We start from the raw sequence: 15,558 nt of genomic DNA, 5'->3' as shown, positions 1-15,558 counted from the left end.
TGGCTCTTGGTATTATCAGTAGCGGTAGTGTTCCGGCTTGAACGGGCCTTCCGGCGTCACGCCGATATAGGCGGCCTGTTCTTCCGACAGCACGGTCAGCTTGGCGCCGAGCTTGTCGAGATGCAGGCGGGCGACCTTTTCGTCGAGATGCTTGGGCAGAACGTGAACGGCATTTTCGTATTTGTCGCGGTGCTGGAAGATTTCCATCTGCGCCAGCACCTGGTTGGTGAACGACGCCGACATCACGAAGGAAGGGTGGCCGGTGGCATTGCCAAGGTTCAGAAGGCGGCCTTCCGACAGCAGGATCAGCCGCTTGCCGTCGGGAAACGCGATCATGTCGACCTGCGGCTTGATGTTGGTCCACTTGTAATTGCGCAGCGAATTGACCTGAATTTCGTTATCGAAATGGCCGATATTGCCGACAATCGCCATGTCCTTCATCTCGCGCATGTGTTCCAGGCGGATGATATCCTTGTTGCCGGTGGTGGTGACGAAGATATCGGCGGTCGAGACGACGTCTTCCAGCTGCACGACCTCGAAGCCGTCCATGGCGGCCTGCAGGGCGCAGATCGGATCGGCTTCGGTCACCTTGACGCGCGCACCCGCGCCGGAAAGCGAGGCGGCCGAGCCCTTGCCGACATCGCCGTAACCGCAGACGACGGCAACCTTGCCGGCCATCATCACATCGGTGGCGCGGCGGATACCGTCGACGAGGGATTCCTTGCAACCATATTTGTTGTCGAATTTCGACTTGGTGACCGAGTCGTTGACATTGATGGCCGGGAAGGGGAGCTGGCCGGCACGGGCAAGCTGGTAGAGCCGGTTGACGCCGGTGGTGGTTTCTTCCGTCACGCCCAGAAGCGCATCGCGCTGCTTGGTGAAGAAGCCGGGCGTTTCGGTCATGCGCTTCTTGATCTGCGCGAACAGCACTTCCTCTTCTTCCGAGCCCGGCTTGGACAGCACATCCTCGCCGGCCTCGGCGCGCGCGCCGATCAGGATATACATGGTGGCGTCGCCGCCATCATCGAGGATCAGGTTCGACTGTCCGCCATCGTTCCACTGGAAGATCCGGTCGGTATAGGACCAGTATTCGGCAAGGCTCTCGCCCTTGACCGCGAAGACCGGTGTGCCGGTGGCGGCAATGGCGGCTGCGGCGTGGTCCTGGGTGGAGAAGATGTTGCAGGACGCCCAGCGGACGTCCGCGCCCAGGACTTTAAGGGTTTCGATCAGAACACCGGTCTGGATCGTCATGTGCAGCGAGCCGGAAATGCGCGCGCCCTTCAGCGGCTGGCTTTCACCGAATTCCTCGCGCGCGGCCATCAGGCCCGGCATTTCGGTTTCGGCAATCTCCAGTTCCTTGCGGCCGTAATCGGCCAGCGCGATATCGGCGACGATGAAATCTTCTGTGGCGCTCATTGAAAAACTCCCGAGGCAAAAAATGGGTGCGGCAGATCGCGGCCGGCACTCTCAGGCGGGCAACACGCTGCATTCGGTTTGCTTCGTTAGTAACAGCCTTGGCCGTCGCTGACAAGAAAGACATAAAGAAATCTTTATGTCTTTCTCTACTCCCGTTGAGCGTCGGGATCGGCGCTGCGCAACGCATCACGGCAGGCCTGCAGGATTTCAAGACGGACATATTGGCTTTCGTAATAATCCGAAAGCGCCGGATCGGGATTATGGGTGTGTCCGGTGGTCTGCATCGCGGTGGCGGCCTGCTCAAGGCCCGCATGAAGGCCCGATGCCGCGGCGGCGTTTACCGCAGAGCCCAGCAGCACCACGTCTTCCGTCGGGGAAACATGCACCGGCCGGCCGGTGACATCGGCGTAAAGCCTTGAGAGAAGCGGATTGCGCCGATGGCCGCCGGCAAGGTGGAGCGCGGTTGCGGGAATGCCGTTTTCGGCAAGATGCTCGAGGATCTGCCGCAGCGACAGCGCAATGGCTATGCAGGCGCGCCAGTAAAGCCGGCAAAGCCCGTCGAAGGACTTGTCGAGGGTGAGGCCCGCGACCATGCCGGTCATGGCCGGGTCGGCAAAGGGCGAGCGGGAGCCGTGAAAATCGGGCAGGATATCGAGCCCATCGGCAAAGCCGGGGCCGTCTGCCGCAATCATGGAGGCAATCCGGGCATTGACCTGCTCGTGACGGGCTTCCGTTGCCGGGCCGCCCTCGGCATGGATTTCAAGCAGGTGGTTGAGCAGGCCGCCGGTTGCCGACTGTCCGGCCTCGAACGGCCATTGGTGCGGATAGATAGCGGCAAAATAGGGGCCCCATACGCTTCCGGCAAAGACGGGTTCGGGCCCATAGCCGATAAGGCAGCTGGAGGTTCCGCCGATCAGCGCGAATTCGCCGGGTGCCTTCATTCCGGGGTGCGGCAACGCGCCGAGCGCGCCGGCATAGGCATCCACCATGCCGGCGGCAACCGTCACGGTGCAATCAAGCCCGAGTGCATCTGCCGCAGCTTCGGTCAGCTTGCCGATGGCTTTGCCGGGTGGGCAGGGCGGCATGTCGGCACCGGCCCTTTCCGGCAGATCGCCAAGGCTAAACCGGTCGAAAAGCGCACGCGGCCATGGATCGGCATTCTCAGCCATATGGAACCATTTGGTGGCAAGTGTGGAAAGCGAACGCTGCCGGCTGCCCGTCGCCCGAAAGCTCAGAAAATCGGCGAGATCGAAGAAATCGCCGGCCTTTTGCCAAAGCTCCGGCCGGTTCCGCTTCAGCCACAAAAGCTTCGGCACCTGCATTTCCGGCGAAATCGATCCGCCGGAATGCCTGACCGCGGCATCACCCGTGGCACTCAGCTCCGCGGCCTCGGCTCTGGCGCGGTGATCGAACCAGGCGATGGTGTCATAGGAGCCGCTGTCATCCGTAAAAAGCGGCAGCGGATCGCCCGCCCGGTCGAGCAGAACCAGCGAGCATGTGGCGCCGAAGGCAAGGCCCGCAATCCGCTCTGGGCCGAGACCGCTTGCAAGGCGCGCACTCCGCACCGCCGTCGCCGTCGTCTGCCAGATGTCGTCGGACACATATTCGCCGCGCCGCGCGCCCGGACGGCGCAGCCGCAAGGGCTCGACCCTGCGGGACAGCATGGTGCCGGTTTTATCGAAAATGCCAGCCCTGACGCTTGCCGTGCCGACATCGACCGCAATCACGTGATCGCGCATCCTGCACGCTCCCCACCCTGTCAGTCTTTGCGCACAAGGTGGACGAGAATGCAGATTTCGTCAAACATCCTGTCCGCGCCGGGCTTTCCCGGCCGCGGGGTCGGGTCAATCATCGGTAGCCGGATGCACTATGCCAGATCACCGGCGATATAGCGTTTCAGTGTTTCGGCGGTTCCGGCGGTTCTGAGGCTCTCCAGCGCTGCCGAGAAGCGCTTGCGGAAGGTTTCATTGTCGGAGATCGAGCCGAAGATGGCGCGTTCCTCAAGGAAAATCATCGGGTCTTCGCGGCTTGCAAGCGCGGCCTTGTGAAGACGGTCGGCGGCCTCATCGTTGAAGCGGATGGCGCGGCCACTGTCGGATCTTCCCTCGAAATAGCGGCACCACAGCGCCGAGACCAGCGCGAGGCCGACGACATCGAGGCCCTTGTCCAGCCGCGCCGCCGTGGACGGCAGGATGAATTTCGGCTGCCGGTTGGAACCGTCGAGCGCCAGCCGCTCGATCGTGTCGCCGATCTTGGGATTGGCAAAACGCCGGGCAATCAGCTCGTAATAGCCGGTCAGATCGGTATCGGGCACCGGCGGCACGATGGGAATGATTTCCTCCTTCTCGAGTTTTTCGAGAAAGGCGGCGATCAGTTCGTTCTCCATCGCCTCATGCACGAAATGGATATCGAGCAATTCGCCGGGATAGGCGATGGCCGCATGACCGCCGTTGAGGATCCTGAGCTTCATCACCTCATAGGGGCTGACATCTTCGACAAAGGTGACGCCGACCTCTTCCAGCGCCGGGCGACCAAGCGGGAAATCATCCTCCAGCACCCACTGTTTGAAGCCCTCGCAGAACACCGGCCAGTTGTCCGCGATGCCATATTCCTGGCGCGTGATATCGCGTTCGCGCTTGCCGGTGGCCGGCGTGATCCGGTCGACCATGGCATTGGGAAAGGCGACATTGTCGCGGATCCAGCCGGCAAGGGCCGGATCGGAGAGTTCGGCGAGACCCGAGACGGTGGCTTTGGTCACCGCGCCGTTATGGGGGATGTTGTCGCAACACATCACGGTGAAGGGCGGTATGTTTTCGCGGCGGCGTTTCTTCAGACCAGCGATGATCAGGCCGAAGGCCGTTTTCGGGGTATCCGGATTTTCACCGTCGGCGACGATGGCCGGATGGGTCGGATCGAATTTCCCGGTCGCCGGATCGATGAAATAGCCGCCTTCCGTCACCGTCAGGGACACAATGCGGATTGCCGGATCGGCGAGTTTTTCGATCATCGCCGCGTAGTCGGGCGGGGCGATCATGTCGATCATCGCGCCGGTGATCGTGGCTTCGCTGGCATCCGCCTCCTGGTCCACCACGGTGGTCAGAAAATCCTGGCCGGCAAGGACTTCGCGCATCTTCGTGTCGGAGGGCATGACGCCGGCGCCGATGATTGCCCAGTCGAGATCGCGGCCCTTGTTGAAAAGCTGGTGCAGGTAGACCGCCTGATGCGCCCGGTGGAAATTGCCGACGCCGAAATGAACGATCCCGGCGGAAAGGGCGCTGCGCTGATAGGCCGGCACGGCCGCCTTGTCCGCATGCTGATCAAGATTTTTAAGGTTGAGGGGCTCGGTCATGGTCTCAAGGTCCAGTCTTCGCATTTCGCTGTTTGGTCGACGGCGCCGGTCAGGCGGCAAGGCCATCCGCGTTGAAGCGGTAAAGCCGTTCGGGGTCCGGCGAGATAAACACCATGTCGCCGTGGCGCACCGGAAACTCGCCATCCGTACGGGTGGTGATATGGCCGAGCCCGGGAACATCGACATGCAGGAAGGTGTCGGAACCGAGATGTTCGGAGACGACGACCTTGCCCTTCCATTTGCCGTTTTCGGTGGAAAGGGCGACATGTTCGGGCCTGATGCCGATCGTGTGGGCGCCGAATTCCGCAGCCGCCTCGCCGTCGATGAAATTCATCTTCGGCGAACCGATGAAACCGGCGACGAAGAGATTGGCGGGGCTGCGGTAAAGCTCGAGCGGCGAGCCGACCTGTTCGATATTGCCGGCGCGCAGGACCACGATCTTGTCGGCCATGGTCATGGCTTCCACCTGGTCGTGGGTCACATAGATCGAGGTTGCGCCGAGCTGCTGGTGCAGTTCGGAGATTTCGAGCCGCATATTGACCCGAAGTGCGGCATCGAGGTTCGAGAGCGGCTCGTCGAACAGGAAACATTCCGGCGAACGCACGATCGCCCGGCCAATGGCGACGCGCTGACGCTGACCGCCGGAAAGCGCACGCGGCTTGCGCTCCAGATAATCGGTGAGATTCAGGATCTTTGCCGCCTCCTCGACCTTGCGGTCGATTTCGGCCTTGTCGAAATTGGCCATTTTCAGCGGAAAGCCGATATTGGCGCGCACGCTCATATGCGGATAAAGCGCATAGGACTGGAACACCATGGCAAGGCCGCGCTTTGCCGGCGGCTTGGCCGTGGCATCCTCGCCATCGATCAGAATGCGGCCGCCGGTAACATCCTCAAGGCCTGCAATCAGGCGCAGAAGGGTGGACTTGCCGCAGCCCGACGGGCCGACAAAGACGACGAATTCACCGTCATTGATTTCAAGGTCGATCGACGGAATGACCGCATGTTCGCCAAAATGCTTGGAGACGTTTTCGAGTCTGATGCTGCCCATTGGTCCTGTCCTTATTTAACCGCGCCGAAGGTGAGCCCGCGCACGAGCTGCTTCTGCGAAAACCAGCCGAGGATGACGATCGGAGCGATCGCCATGGTCGAGGCGGCGGAAAGCTTGGCGTAAAACAGGCCTTCCGGGCTCGAATAGGAGGCGATGAAGGCCGTCAGCGGCGCCGCCTTTGAAGCCGTCAGATTCAGGGTCCAGAAGGCTTCGTTCCAGGCAAGGATGATGTTGAGAAGAAGGGTGGAGGCAATGCCCGGCACCGCCATCGGGGTGAGCACATAGATCAGCTCCTTGCCGAGCGTCGCCCCGTCCATGCGGGCGGCTTCGAGGATCTCGCCGGGAATTTCCTTGAAGTAGGTGTAGAGCATCCACACCATGATCGGCAGGTTGATCAGCATCATCACGATGATCAGGCCGATACGGGTGTCGAGCAGGCCGAGATCGCGGAAGATGATGTAGATCGGCACCAGCACGCCGACGGCGGGCAGCATCTTGGTGGACAGCATCCACAGCAGGATGTCCTTGGTGCGTTTCGTCGGCGAGAATGCCATCGCCCAGGCGGCGGGCACGGAGATCAGCAGCCCGATCACCGTGGAGCCGAGCGAGATCGCCACCGAATTCCAGAAGTGATGGAAATAGCTGGAGCGGGCCTGCACCTCCACATAGTTTTCCAGCGTCCACTGGAAGAACAGGAAGGACGGCGGCGAGGAAACGGCCTCGCCCTCGGTCTTGAAACTGGTCAGAACCGTCCACAGGATCGGGAAGAAGATCAGAAGCGCCACGACCCATGCCAGAAGCGTGAAGGCCAGCTTTTTCTGTGTTGTAACCCGGCGTGCCATCGTCAGTCCTCCAGATTTTTGCCGATCATGCGAACCAGGAAGATCGCAACGATATTGGCGAGAATGACAGCGATGATGCCGCCGGCCGAAGCGCCGCCCACGTCGAACTGCAGCAATGCCTGCATGTAGACGAGGTAGGTCAGATTGGTGCTTTCCGTTCCCGGTCCACCATTGGTGGTCACCAGAATTTCGGCGAACACCGAAAGCAGGAAGATGGTCTCGATCAGCACCACCACGGTGATGGCGCGGGCCATATGCGGCAGGATGATGTAGATCAGCCGGTTGAAGGCATTGGCGCCGTCCATCTCGGCGGCTTCCTTCTGCTCTTCGGACAGTGATTGCAGCGCGGTCAGCAGAATGAGCGTCGCGAACGGCAGCCATTGCCAGGCGACAATGAGGCTGATTGACGTCAGCGGGATCGAGGATAAAAAATCGATCGGCTGTATGCCGATGAAGCGTGCCAGCGAGGCGAACAGCCCGTTGACCGGGTTCATCAGCATGTTCTTCCACACCAGTGCCGAGACCGTCGGCATGACGAAGAACGGCGCGATGACCAGAATGCGGACAATGCCCTGACCGAAGATCGGCTGATCCAGCAGCAGCGCCAGCGCAATACCGCCGACAACGGTGGCAAACAGCACACCGCCAACCAGGATCAGCGTATTGCCGATCGCCTGAAAAAAGGCGGGGTCGGTCAGGAAGAAACGGTAATTCATGAAGCCGGCGAAACTCTCGGTTCCCGGCATCAGGAGATTATACCGCAGAAACGAGAAATAGACGGTCATCGACAGCGGAATGATCATCCACAGCAATAGCAGAATGACCGAGGGCGCCATCATCAGCCGCGCCGCATGTTTTGTATGGGTCGTCGCCATTTCGGTTATCCCCGCTCGGTGAAGCCGGCCTCAAGGCCGCATCACGTCTCAATGGTTCCGCACCGGTGTGCCCGGGTTTGCGGAAATCACGGGAACCGCCGTCGGCAGGACGCACGGCGGTTCTCGACAAACGCCTTCAAAGGAAAAATCGGAAACGGGCATCCGGGCACGGGGCCCGGCCACCTGCCGGAGGAATGCCTATTTCGGATAACCGGCCTTCATCATCTCACGCGCGGTGAGCTGCTGGGCATTGGACAGCGCCTGATCGGCCGTCACATTGCCCGCAAGGGCTGCGGAAAACTGCTGGCCGACCGCCGTGCCGATGCCCTGGAATTCCGGGATCGAGACGAACTGCGCCCCGGTATAGGGAATGTCCTGAACCGACGGCTTCTTGGTGTCGACGGCGTTGATCGATTCCAGCGTCATTTCCGCGAAGGGGGCTGCCTTCTGGTAATCCGCATTCTCGTAAAGCGAGGTGCGGGTGCCGGGAGGGGCCGCGCGCCAGCCATCCTGTTCTGCAACAAGATCGGTGTAGTGCTTGGAGGTTGCCCAGGCGACGAACGCCTTGGCCCCATCCGCCTTCTGCGTCGACGCCGGAATGGCGAGGTTCCACGACCACAGCCAGTTGCCGCGATTGCCGATATCGCCCTTTTCCGGGAACAGCGCGAAGCCGACCGAGTCAGCGACCTTGGATTCATCCGGGTCGGTCACGAAGGAAGCGGCCACCGTGGCATCGATCCACATGCCGCACTTGCCCTGCTGGAACAAAGCGAGGTTTTCGTTGAAGCCGTTGGAGGAGGCGCCGGGCGGACCGTAATTGTTCATCAGGTCGAGATAATCGGTGAGCGTTGCCTTCCACTCATCGCTCTCGAACTGCGGTTTCCAGTCCATGTCGAACCAGCGCGCGCCATAGGAATTGGACATGGCGGTGATAAAGGCCATGTTCTCGCCCCAGCCGGCCTTGCCGCGCAGGCAGATGCCGTAAATGCCGTTGTCCTTGTCGGTCATGGCGGCCGCGGCCTTCTTGATGTCGTCCCATTTGGGTTCGGCCGGAATGGTCACACCGGCCTTTTCAGCCAGATCGGTGCGGTACATCACCATGGCGCTTTCGCCATAAAAAGGAGCGGCATAGAGCGTGTCGTCAACCGACAGGCCGCCGGCAATGGCGGGCAGAAGATCGCCGGCATCGTAATCATCCGGCATCCCGTCCAGCGCCAGCAGCCAGTCCTGCTTGGCCCAGATCGGCACTTCGTAATTGCCGATGGTCAGCACGTCGTACTGGCCGCTGTTCGTGGCGATGTCGGTGGTCACCCGCTGGCGCAGCACATTTTCTTCCAGCGTGACCCAGTCGAGGTCGATATCGGGATGCTGCGCGGTGAAATCGTCAGTGAGCTTCTGCATGCGGATCATGTCACCGTTATTGACGGTGGCAATCGTCAGCGTTTCGGCCGAAGCGACGCCGGTCAGCGCCACAAGCGAGCACGCGCCCAGAAGTATCGTGTGCAGTCTCATACTCGTTCCTCCCTCAGATTGAGCAATAGCTTACTGTGTGGGCAATTACCCACTATTCACTGTAAACTGTCAAGTGGGCGAATGCTCATACTTTGGGCGAATATTTTAATCCGATGTTTTTAAAGGAGAAATTTTGAAGCCATCGCGAAGGTCGGATTTTCGTTTCGACAGGCCTGCGTGCCTTGAGCAAAAAACTGATGTCACTGCTGTATGCTTCTCTCGCGTTGCGACAGCCCGATCGCCCTCACCACTTTCGTCACCATCGGGCTTGACCCGAGGGTCCAATCACGTCTGTCGCAAAAAGCGTCAGCGGTTTTGCCTCCGGCATCACAAAGGGTGAAGACCATAATCAGCGCCGGTTTTGCGGATGGGTGAATGGATTCTCGGGTCAAGCCCGAGAATGACGCCGAGGAAGGGGAGGGGCTTGTGCGCAACAGGTCTCTCTGGTCGGGAAAACGTGCCGCCATGCTCCCCGAAAAACGCTATTCCTCCAGCAGGAACCGCGCCGCATCCTCATCGGTGATCAGCGCGTTGATCAAACCACCCCTCAGCGCGCCGCGGATGGCGCGGTGCTTGGGCTTGCCGCGGGCCATGCCGAAAATGATGGCGTCATCGGCAAAGGGCAGGGGAATGCTGGCCACACGCTGGTTGATCGGGTGGTCGAGCAGCTTGCCGTCATCATTGTAAAGCCAGCCGCAGATCTCGCCGGCCGCACCGGCGGCGACCAGCTCGCTCATCTCGTCTGCGGTCAGGAAGCCATCGAGCAGCAGCGGGCCTTTCGCGCCGAGTTCACCGATGCCGACGAAGGTGACATCGGCCTTGCCGCCGAGTTCCAGCGTCGGTTTCACCAGCGGCTGGGCATGGAACAGGGCGCGTTCTTCCGGTGTGGACACCAGAACCGGCAGCGGCATGGGAAAATGCCGCGCCTGAATGGCGTCGGCCATCAGGAAGATGACGTTGTAATAGGCCGCCGAACCATCGGGGCTGATATTGCCGGTAAGCGAGACAATGCGGTGTTGCGGACAGGCCATCGGCGGCAATTGCTCGACCGCCGAGCGCAGCGTGCGCCCCGTGCCCATGGCCAGCACGGTCGGTTCGGCTCGCTTCAGCCAGCGCTCGATTTCGGCAGCGCCTTCCTCCGCGATTCCCGTCGGTGCGGTATCGGAATTCGGATCGCTCGGCACGACCTGCACCTGTTTCAGACCGTAACGTTCCTGAAGCGCTGCCGAAAGCGCCATGCATTCGGCGATCGGGTGATCGAGGCGCACCTTGATCAGCCGTTCGGACATGGCAAGCGACACCAGACGCTGGGCGCTCTGGCGGGAAATGCCCATGGCAGCGGCAATTTCATCCTGCGTGCGGCCGGCGACATAATAGAGCCAGCCGGCCCGTGCGGCGTCGTCAAGGCGCGATGCGCTGCCGGATTTTCTCGCCATGTTTTCCGCTACCCCGCTCAATTGAGCCATCGTCAATAATGCGGGCCAGAATAGCCATGTCACCGCCGCTCTGCCAAGCCACTGTGAAAAAAGCCGGCAAATCGGTTTGACGCCTCGCGCGGATGGATGCACGATCCGGCCATTCGAGGAGCATCCCAAAAGCGAGGAAGAAATGAGCAAGCGCATCGTTTTCACCGGCGGTAGCGGCAAGGCCGGCCGTGACGTGATCCCCTACCTTCTGGACAAGAGCCACGATATTCTCAATCTCGATCTGGTCGCGCTCGACCATCCGGACGTCAACACCTTCATCACCGACCTCACCGACAGCGGACAGGTGTTCAATGCCATGTCCATGCATTTCGGCATGGAGCGTTATGAAGACGGAAAACCACCCGTCGCGCCCGACGCCGTGGTGCATTTCGCCGCCATTCCGCGGGTGATGATCACGCCCGACAACGTCACCTATCAGACCAATGTTATGTCGACCTACAATGTCATCGAAGCGGCGATGAAGCTTGGGGTGCGCAAGGTCATCATCGCCTCCAGCGAAACCACCTATGGCGTCTGCTTTGCCGAGGGCGACAAGGATTTTCACGCCTTTCCGCTGGAAGAAGATTACGATGTCGACCCGATGGACAGTTACGGGCTTTCCAAGGTCTGCAACGAGAAGACCGCGCGCGCCTTTGCCCTGCGTTACGGCGCGGATATCTACGCGCTTCGCATCGGCAATGTCATTTCACCGGAGGATTACAGCAATTTCCCCGGCTTCCTCGCCGATCCGCCATCGCGCAAGCGCAATGCCTGGAGCTATATCGATGCCCGCGATCTCGGCCAGATCGTCGATCTTTGCCTGCAAAAGGACGGGCTCGGCTTCGAGGTCTTCAACGCCACCAACGACACAATCACGGCCAACGAAAAGACGGTCGATTTCCTGAAGAAATACGCGCCGAACACGCCGATCACCCGGGAAATGGGCGACTATGAAGCGCCGCTTTCCAACCGCAAGATCCGCGAGGTTCTAGGGTTCAGGGAACAACACGACTGGCGGGAATATGTGGGATAGGTCGGCTCCGGTCCAGCAAACCGTATGGACCGTTGACCGACAAAATCCTTACTTGTCCGAAACGCTGTGCCACAATGCCTTGTCGCCGATCTCGGCGAGCATTTTCGCATGCGCTTCGACCTCATCCGCATGAACGCGCGAGGCCAGCGGGCGAGGGCGGACCAGGGGCGGAAGCTTGCGCAGGTTTCCGTCGCTGTCATATTCATCGGCTGAACCGGCATTGACGAGACGGAAGGCGGCCTGCCGGCCGCCCGACATCTCGATATAGACTTCCGCCAGCAGCTCGGCATCGAGCAACGCGCCGTGCTTGGTCCGGTGGGCATTGTCGATGGAATAGCGCTTGCAGAGCGCATCGAGACTGTTGGGGCCCATCGGATGTTTGCGCCGCGCCAGCGCCAGGGTATCGACCACCATTTCCTGATCGATCGGCGGTTTGCCGAGACGGCCGAGTTCGACATTGATGAAGCCCATGTCGAAGGCAGCGTTATGGGCAATCCAGCGGGCGCCATCGAAAAACGCCAGAAGATCGTCGACGACATCGGCAAATACCGGCTTGTCCTTCAGGAAATCGTCCGAAATGCCGTGCACCTGCAGGGCTTCGGGATGCACGGTCTTGCCATCCGGATTGATATAGACATGAAAGGTCTTGCCGGTCGGAAAATGGTCGATCAGCTCGACGCCGCCGATTTCGATCAGCCGGTCGTCATTCTTGTCCATACCCGTGGTTTCGGTATCGAAGATGATATCGCGCGTGACCTTCATCATCCCTCCCTGTCTTTATCCGCTGCCTTGCCTTCAAGCTCGGCAATAATGTCGCTGACGGCTGCTCGCGCCTGGTCGATGCCGTGTCCGGTATCGACAATATAATCGGCCCGCGCGCGTTTTTCGCCATCGGAAAGCTGACGTTTCAGCACTGTTTCGAACTTTTCCACTGTCATATCCGGTCGCGCCAGCACGCGTTCGCGCTGGATTTGCGGATCACAGGTAACGACCAGCACACAATCGACCGATCGGTCGGCGCCGGTTTCATAGAGAAGCGGAATGTCCAGCACCGCAATCGCCGCCCCGTCGGCCCGCGCCTTTTCAAGGAACCGGTCGCGTTCTTCACGCACCAGAGGATGAACGATTGCCTCCAGTCTTTCGAAATTCTCCGACTTTCCGTCAAGCGCCTTGCTCAGACGGGCGCGATCAATCGCGCCATCGACGGCAACGCCGGGAAAGGCCGCTTCCACGGGCGTCACCGCCCTTCCGCGGTAAAGCGCATGGACAACCTCATCGGCATTTTGCACCGGAATGCCGGCCTTGGTGAAAAAGCCCGCTGTTGTGGACTTTCCCATGCCGATCGATCCGGTGAGGCCGAGAATGATCATCCGTTCGCCTCAAGATCGGCAATGATTTCGTCGCGAAGCCCCGCATCCACTTCGGGTCGTTTTCCGAACCATTTCTCAAAACCCGGTGCGGCCTGATGCAGGAGCATGCCGAGACCGTCGACGGTTTTCAGGCCGTGCGCCTTGGCCTGTTTCAGGATCGGCGTTTCCAGCGGCACATAGACGATGTCGGTCACGACCGCATTTGCAGACAGAAGAGAGAAATCGATATCGGGCACCGAACCGCCCTTCATGCCGAGCGACGTGGTGTTGACGAACAGCCCCGCACCGGCCATCACATCCGAAAGCCGGTCCATATCATGGGCGTCGACGCGATCGCCCAGCCGTGCGGCCAGTTCGGAGGCGCGCGCCAGCGTGCGGTTGACGATATGAATGTGGGAAATACCGCGCTGCTTGAGCGCCATGGCCACCGAGCGCGCACCGCCGCCGGCCCCCAGAACAACGGCTTTTTCCACATAGTCCCAGCCGGGACAGGCGGCATCGAGATTGCCGGCAAAGCCGAGACCGTCGGTGTTGGTGGCATGAATGCGGCCATCTTCCACCCACAGCGTGTTGGCCGCGCCTAAAAGCGTGGCGTTTTCATCGGCATGATCGGCAAGTTCAAAGGCGGCCATCTTGTGCGGAATGGTGACATTGCAGCCCACAAAACCCGTTTCGCCGGAGCGCAGCTTGTCCATGAAGGCCGCGATTTCGCCCGGCGCCACATCCTGACGCAGATATTCGCCGGCAATGCCGTATTTCTTCAGCCAGTAGCCGTGAACCAGCGGCGAACGGGACTGGGAAACGGGATGGCCGATGACACAGGCCCGTCGCGGCAAGGTTTCACGTGAATCAATCATGCAGTGCTCCGAGTTTGCGCAAGGCCGCCAGAAGCTGAAGCATCGGCATGCCCAGGATCGTGAAAAAATCGCCGTCGATCCTGTCGAAAAGTCGCACGCCCGGCCCTTCCAGCTGGTAAACGCCGGAGGAACAGAGCGTCTCATCGGAAATACACGCCAGATAGGCCTCGATTTCCGCATCATCGAGCACACGCATGTGCAAGGCGGCCGTTTCGCAGGCCTCGAACAGGATTTCACCGTCGCGGGCAATCGCGAAGGCACTCATCAGATAATGGGTCTTGCCGGAAAGACGTCTGAGATGCGCATGCGCCTCCTGCCGGTTTTCCGGTTTCGAATAGGGCTGTCCCTCAAACGCCATCACCTGGTCGCCGCCGATGACGAAAGCGCCCGGCGCACGCTTTGAAACATCAAGCGCCTTTGCCCGGGATAAAAGCCCGGCCAGAAAACCAGGCGTTGCGCCTGTCTTGATGAAAGGCGCCTCCACGGCGCGCTCGTCTACATGCGGGCGCATGCTGGAAAAGGAAAGCCGCGCATTGGTCAAAAGCGCGCGCCGGGACGGGCTGGTCGAAGCCAGAATGATCGGAATATTCATCGCTTTTTTCATTGCCCGCTTTCCCTCCTGCGCCAGGTTCCGGCGTCGTTGCTATTTCATCTCATATTTCAGGGCAAGAATGGCGGCTGCCGTTTCCTCGATCGAACGGCGGGTAACATCGATGACCGGCCAGTTGTTCTGGGCGGCAAGACTTCTTGCGTGTTTCAGTTCCTCGGCAATCACCGCGCGGTCGGTATATTCGCTCTTGCCCTCGTCGGCGCCGCTGCCGAATTCGCGAAATTCACGCACCTGCGAAATCCGGCCGGGCGAGGCGATCAGGCAAACAATCAGCGTTTTGGTCGCCCGGTAAAGGCTTTCCGGCAGCTGCGCCCCCGGCACAATCGGAATATTGGCGGCCTTCACACCGCGATTGGCAAGATACATGCAGGTCGGGGTTTTCGATGTGCGGGAAATCCCGAGAATAACCACGTCGGCCTCGTCATAGGTTTCCGGCATCTGCCCGTCATCATGGTCCATGGCGAAATTCAACGCCTCGATCCGGGCAAAATAATCCTCGTCCAGACTGTGCTGGGCGCCGGAACGCCGGCGCGACGTCGTGCCGAGATAGGACTGAAACACGCCGGCGACCGGTTCCAGAACATTGACGCATGGCACATTCATGTCCCGGCACATCTCGTCCAGAAGCGCGCCGAGTTCCTCGTTTACCACCGTGTAAAGCACGATCCCCGGTGCTTCATCGATTGCGCGCAACACAGCAAGCACCTGTTTGCGGCTGCGCACCAGCGGATAGACGTGTTCGATCGGCTCATAACCGCCGAACTGGGCGGAAACCGCCCGTCCCGCCGAAATCAGGGTTTCGCCGGTCGAATCAGAGATCAGATGGAGGTGAAAGAAGTTTTTGCGGTTTTCCACGATGTCCTTCGCCTCCTGTTTATAACGCTGGACAAACCGGGACATCTGCCGAGCGCGTTTTTTGGCCTGTGGGTGATGTCGCGAATTATCCACATATCCCCTTTTGTCGAAAAGGTTCAAACGCCGCTGTTGAAAACGGGGAAAAACTGCACTTTTCCTTCAAAAATCCAGCAGTTTTGCACAGCCTGGATATTGACGACGCGATTGGCCAACCATCTGAATCCAAAAATCAATCGTCCGTCTTCCCCACAGTTTTCATTCAGCCGTGATTTCGCCGGCGCATCGGTGATGTGAAACGGTGGAAAAGACTCAAACTTCACGAAAA

The 15,558-nt window shown here is 60.1% G+C and carries 15 protein-coding genes; 2 read left to right on the top strand and 13 right to left on the bottom strand.

Going from position 1 to position 15,558, the window contains the following annotated elements; translation table 11 throughout:
• Positions 1-15: 15 nt before the first annotated feature.
• From ahcY to ABID12_RS00310, 8 genes are all read right to left on the bottom strand, one after another.
• Positions 16-1,416, bottom strand: a complete 1,401-nt coding sequence (gene ahcY / locus ABID12_RS00345; protein WP_354432641.1) for an adenosylhomocysteinase — start codon at positions 1,414-1,416, stop codon at positions 16-18.
• Between the two features lie 146 nt (positions 1,417-1,562).
• The gene (locus tag ABID12_RS00340) at positions 1,563-3,155 is read right to left on the bottom strand and encodes an FGGY-family carbohydrate kinase (RefSeq protein ID WP_354432640.1); all 1,593 of its coding nucleotides are present in this window, start codon (positions 3,153-3,155) and stop codon (positions 1,563-1,565) included.
• Positions 3,156-3,283: 128 nt separating this feature from the next.
• Positions 3,284-4,765 carry a mannitol dehydrogenase family protein gene (locus ABID12_RS00335; protein ID WP_354432639.1) on the bottom strand — a complete coding sequence of 494 codons (1,482 nt, stop codon included), beginning with the start codon at positions 4,763-4,765 and terminating at the stop codon, positions 3,284-3,286.
• Positions 4,766-4,814: 49 nt separating this feature from the next.
• Positions 4,815-5,813 carry an ABC transporter ATP-binding protein gene (locus tag ABID12_RS00330; RefSeq protein ID WP_354432638.1) on the bottom strand — a complete coding sequence of 333 codons (999 nt, stop codon included), beginning with the start codon at positions 5,811-5,813 and terminating at the stop codon, positions 4,815-4,817.
• An 11-nt stretch (positions 5,814-5,824) separates the two neighbouring features.
• Positions 5,825-6,655 carry a carbohydrate ABC transporter permease gene (locus tag ABID12_RS00325; RefSeq protein WP_354432637.1) on the bottom strand — a complete coding sequence of 277 codons (831 nt, stop codon included), beginning with the start codon at positions 6,653-6,655 and terminating at the stop codon, positions 5,825-5,827.
• 2 nt (positions 6,656-6,657) lie between these two features.
• Positions 6,658-7,530 (bottom strand): carbohydrate ABC transporter permease, encoded by an 873-nt coding sequence (locus ABID12_RS00320; RefSeq protein ID WP_319518396.1) that lies wholly within the window; start codon positions 7,528-7,530, stop codon positions 6,658-6,660.
• Positions 7,531-7,728: 198 nt separating this feature from the next.
• Complete coding sequence (locus ABID12_RS00315; protein ID WP_354432636.1) at positions 7,729-9,042, bottom strand: ABC transporter substrate-binding protein; 1,314 nt, start codon at positions 9,040-9,042, stop codon at positions 7,729-7,731.
• 482 nt (positions 9,043-9,524) lie between these two features.
• Positions 9,525-10,478: a sugar-binding transcriptional regulator gene (locus tag ABID12_RS00310; protein WP_354432635.1), complete on the bottom strand. Its 954-nt coding sequence runs from the start codon at positions 10,476-10,478 to the stop codon at positions 9,525-9,527.
• A gap of 172 nt (positions 10,479-10,650) precedes the next feature.
• Between ABID12_RS00310 and ABID12_RS00305 the strand changes: the two genes are divergently transcribed.
• On the top strand, positions 10,651-11,541 hold the full coding sequence (locus ABID12_RS00305; protein WP_354432634.1) for an NAD-dependent epimerase/dehydratase family protein: 891 nt from the start codon (positions 10,651-10,653) through the stop codon (positions 11,539-11,541).
• A 48-nt stretch (positions 11,542-11,589) separates the two neighbouring features.
• Here ABID12_RS00305 and dnaQ read toward each other — a convergent pair whose 3' ends face one another.
• Genes dnaQ through ABID12_RS00280 form a run of 5 tightly spaced genes read right to left on the bottom strand, consistent with a single transcriptional unit; the run spans position 11,590 to position 15,233 of the window.
• Positions 11,590-12,303: a DNA polymerase III subunit epsilon gene (gene dnaQ, locus ABID12_RS00300; RefSeq protein ID WP_354432633.1), complete on the bottom strand. Its 714-nt coding sequence runs from the start codon at positions 12,301-12,303 to the stop codon at positions 11,590-11,592.
• Positions 12,303-12,911: a dephospho-CoA kinase gene (gene coaE / locus ABID12_RS00295; protein ID WP_354432632.1), complete on the bottom strand. Its 609-nt coding sequence runs from the start codon at positions 12,909-12,911 to the stop codon at positions 12,303-12,305. The genes dnaQ and coaE overlap by 1 nt, the downstream gene beginning before the upstream one ends.
• Positions 12,908-13,768, bottom strand: a complete 861-nt coding sequence (locus tag ABID12_RS00290) for a shikimate dehydrogenase (RefSeq protein ID WP_354432631.1) — start codon at positions 13,766-13,768, stop codon at positions 12,908-12,910. The genes coaE and ABID12_RS00290 overlap by 4 nt, the downstream gene beginning before the upstream one ends.
• Entirely contained in the window at positions 13,761-14,372 is a 612-nt protein-coding gene (locus ABID12_RS00285) for a Maf family nucleotide pyrophosphatase (RefSeq protein WP_354432630.1), read from the bottom strand. The genes ABID12_RS00290 and ABID12_RS00285 overlap by 8 nt, the downstream gene beginning before the upstream one ends.
• Before the next feature lie 39 nt (positions 14,373-14,411).
• Positions 14,412-15,233: a pyruvate, water dikinase regulatory protein gene (locus ABID12_RS00280; RefSeq protein ID WP_354432629.1), complete on the bottom strand. Its 822-nt coding sequence runs from the start codon at positions 15,231-15,233 to the stop codon at positions 14,412-14,414.
• Here ABID12_RS00280 and ABID12_RS00275 point away from each other — a divergent pair.
• Complete coding sequence (locus ABID12_RS00275) at positions 15,201-15,527, top strand: hypothetical protein (protein WP_354432628.1); 327 nt, start codon at positions 15,201-15,203, stop codon at positions 15,525-15,527. The two genes, ABID12_RS00280 and ABID12_RS00275, sit on opposite strands and share 33 nt — an antisense overlap.
• Positions 15,528-15,558: the final 31 nt, after the last annotated feature.

Origin of the sequence: Martelella mangrovi (genome assembly GCF_040545495.1) — a bacterium.
GTDB lineage: Bacteria > Pseudomonadota > Alphaproteobacteria > Rhizobiales > Rhizobiaceae > Martelella > Martelella mangrovi.
This window is presented reverse-complemented; position numbering and strand designations above follow the sequence as displayed.

What these genes read in the sequence shown, in the direction of transcription:
- ABID12_RS00275 (WP_354432628.1), top strand. Translation starts at nt 15,201, where the DNA reads ATGGAGGTGAAAGAAGTTTTTGCGGTTTTCCACGATGTCCTTCGCCTC.
- ABID12_RS00315 (WP_354432636.1), bottom strand. Translation starts at nt 9,042, where the DNA reads ATGAGACTGCACACGATACTTCTGGGCGCGTGCTCGCTTGTGGCGCTG.
- dnaQ (WP_354432633.1), bottom strand. Translation starts at nt 12,303, where the DNA reads ATGAAGGTCACGCGCGATATCATCTTCGATACCGAAACCACGGGTATG.
- ABID12_RS00335 (WP_354432639.1), bottom strand. Translation starts at nt 4,765, where the DNA reads ATGACCGAGCCCCTCAACCTTAAAAATCTTGATCAGCATGCGGACAAG.
- ABID12_RS00320 (WP_319518396.1), bottom strand. Translation starts at nt 7,530, where the DNA reads ATGGCGACGACCCATACAAAACATGCGGCGCGGCTGATGATGGCGCCC.
- coaE (WP_354432632.1), bottom strand. Translation starts at nt 12,911, where the DNA reads ATGATCATTCTCGGCCTCACCGGATCGATCGGCATGGGAAAGTCCACA.
- ABID12_RS00340 (WP_354432640.1), bottom strand. Translation starts at nt 3,155, where the DNA reads ATGCGCGATCACGTGATTGCGGTCGATGTCGGCACGGCAAGCGTCAGG.
- ABID12_RS00285 (WP_354432630.1), bottom strand. Translation starts at nt 14,372, where the DNA reads ATGAAAAAAGCGATGAATATTCCGATCATTCTGGCTTCGACCAGCCCG.
- ahcY (WP_354432641.1), bottom strand. Translation starts at nt 1,416, where the DNA reads ATGAGCGCCACAGAAGATTTCATCGTCGCCGATATCGCGCTGGCCGAT.
- ABID12_RS00325 (WP_354432637.1), bottom strand. Translation starts at nt 6,655, where the DNA reads ATGGCACGCCGGGTTACAACACAGAAAAAGCTGGCCTTCACGCTTCTG.
- ABID12_RS00305 (WP_354432634.1), top strand. Translation starts at nt 10,651, where the DNA reads ATGAGCAAGCGCATCGTTTTCACCGGCGGTAGCGGCAAGGCCGGCCGT.
- ABID12_RS00330 (WP_354432638.1), bottom strand. Translation starts at nt 5,813, where the DNA reads ATGGGCAGCATCAGACTCGAAAACGTCTCCAAGCATTTTGGCGAACAT.
- ABID12_RS00290 (WP_354432631.1), bottom strand. Translation starts at nt 13,768, where the DNA reads ATGATTGATTCACGTGAAACCTTGCCGCGACGGGCCTGTGTCATCGGC.
- ABID12_RS00310 (WP_354432635.1), bottom strand. Translation starts at nt 10,478, where the DNA reads ATGGCGAGAAAATCCGGCAGCGCATCGCGCCTTGACGACGCCGCACGG.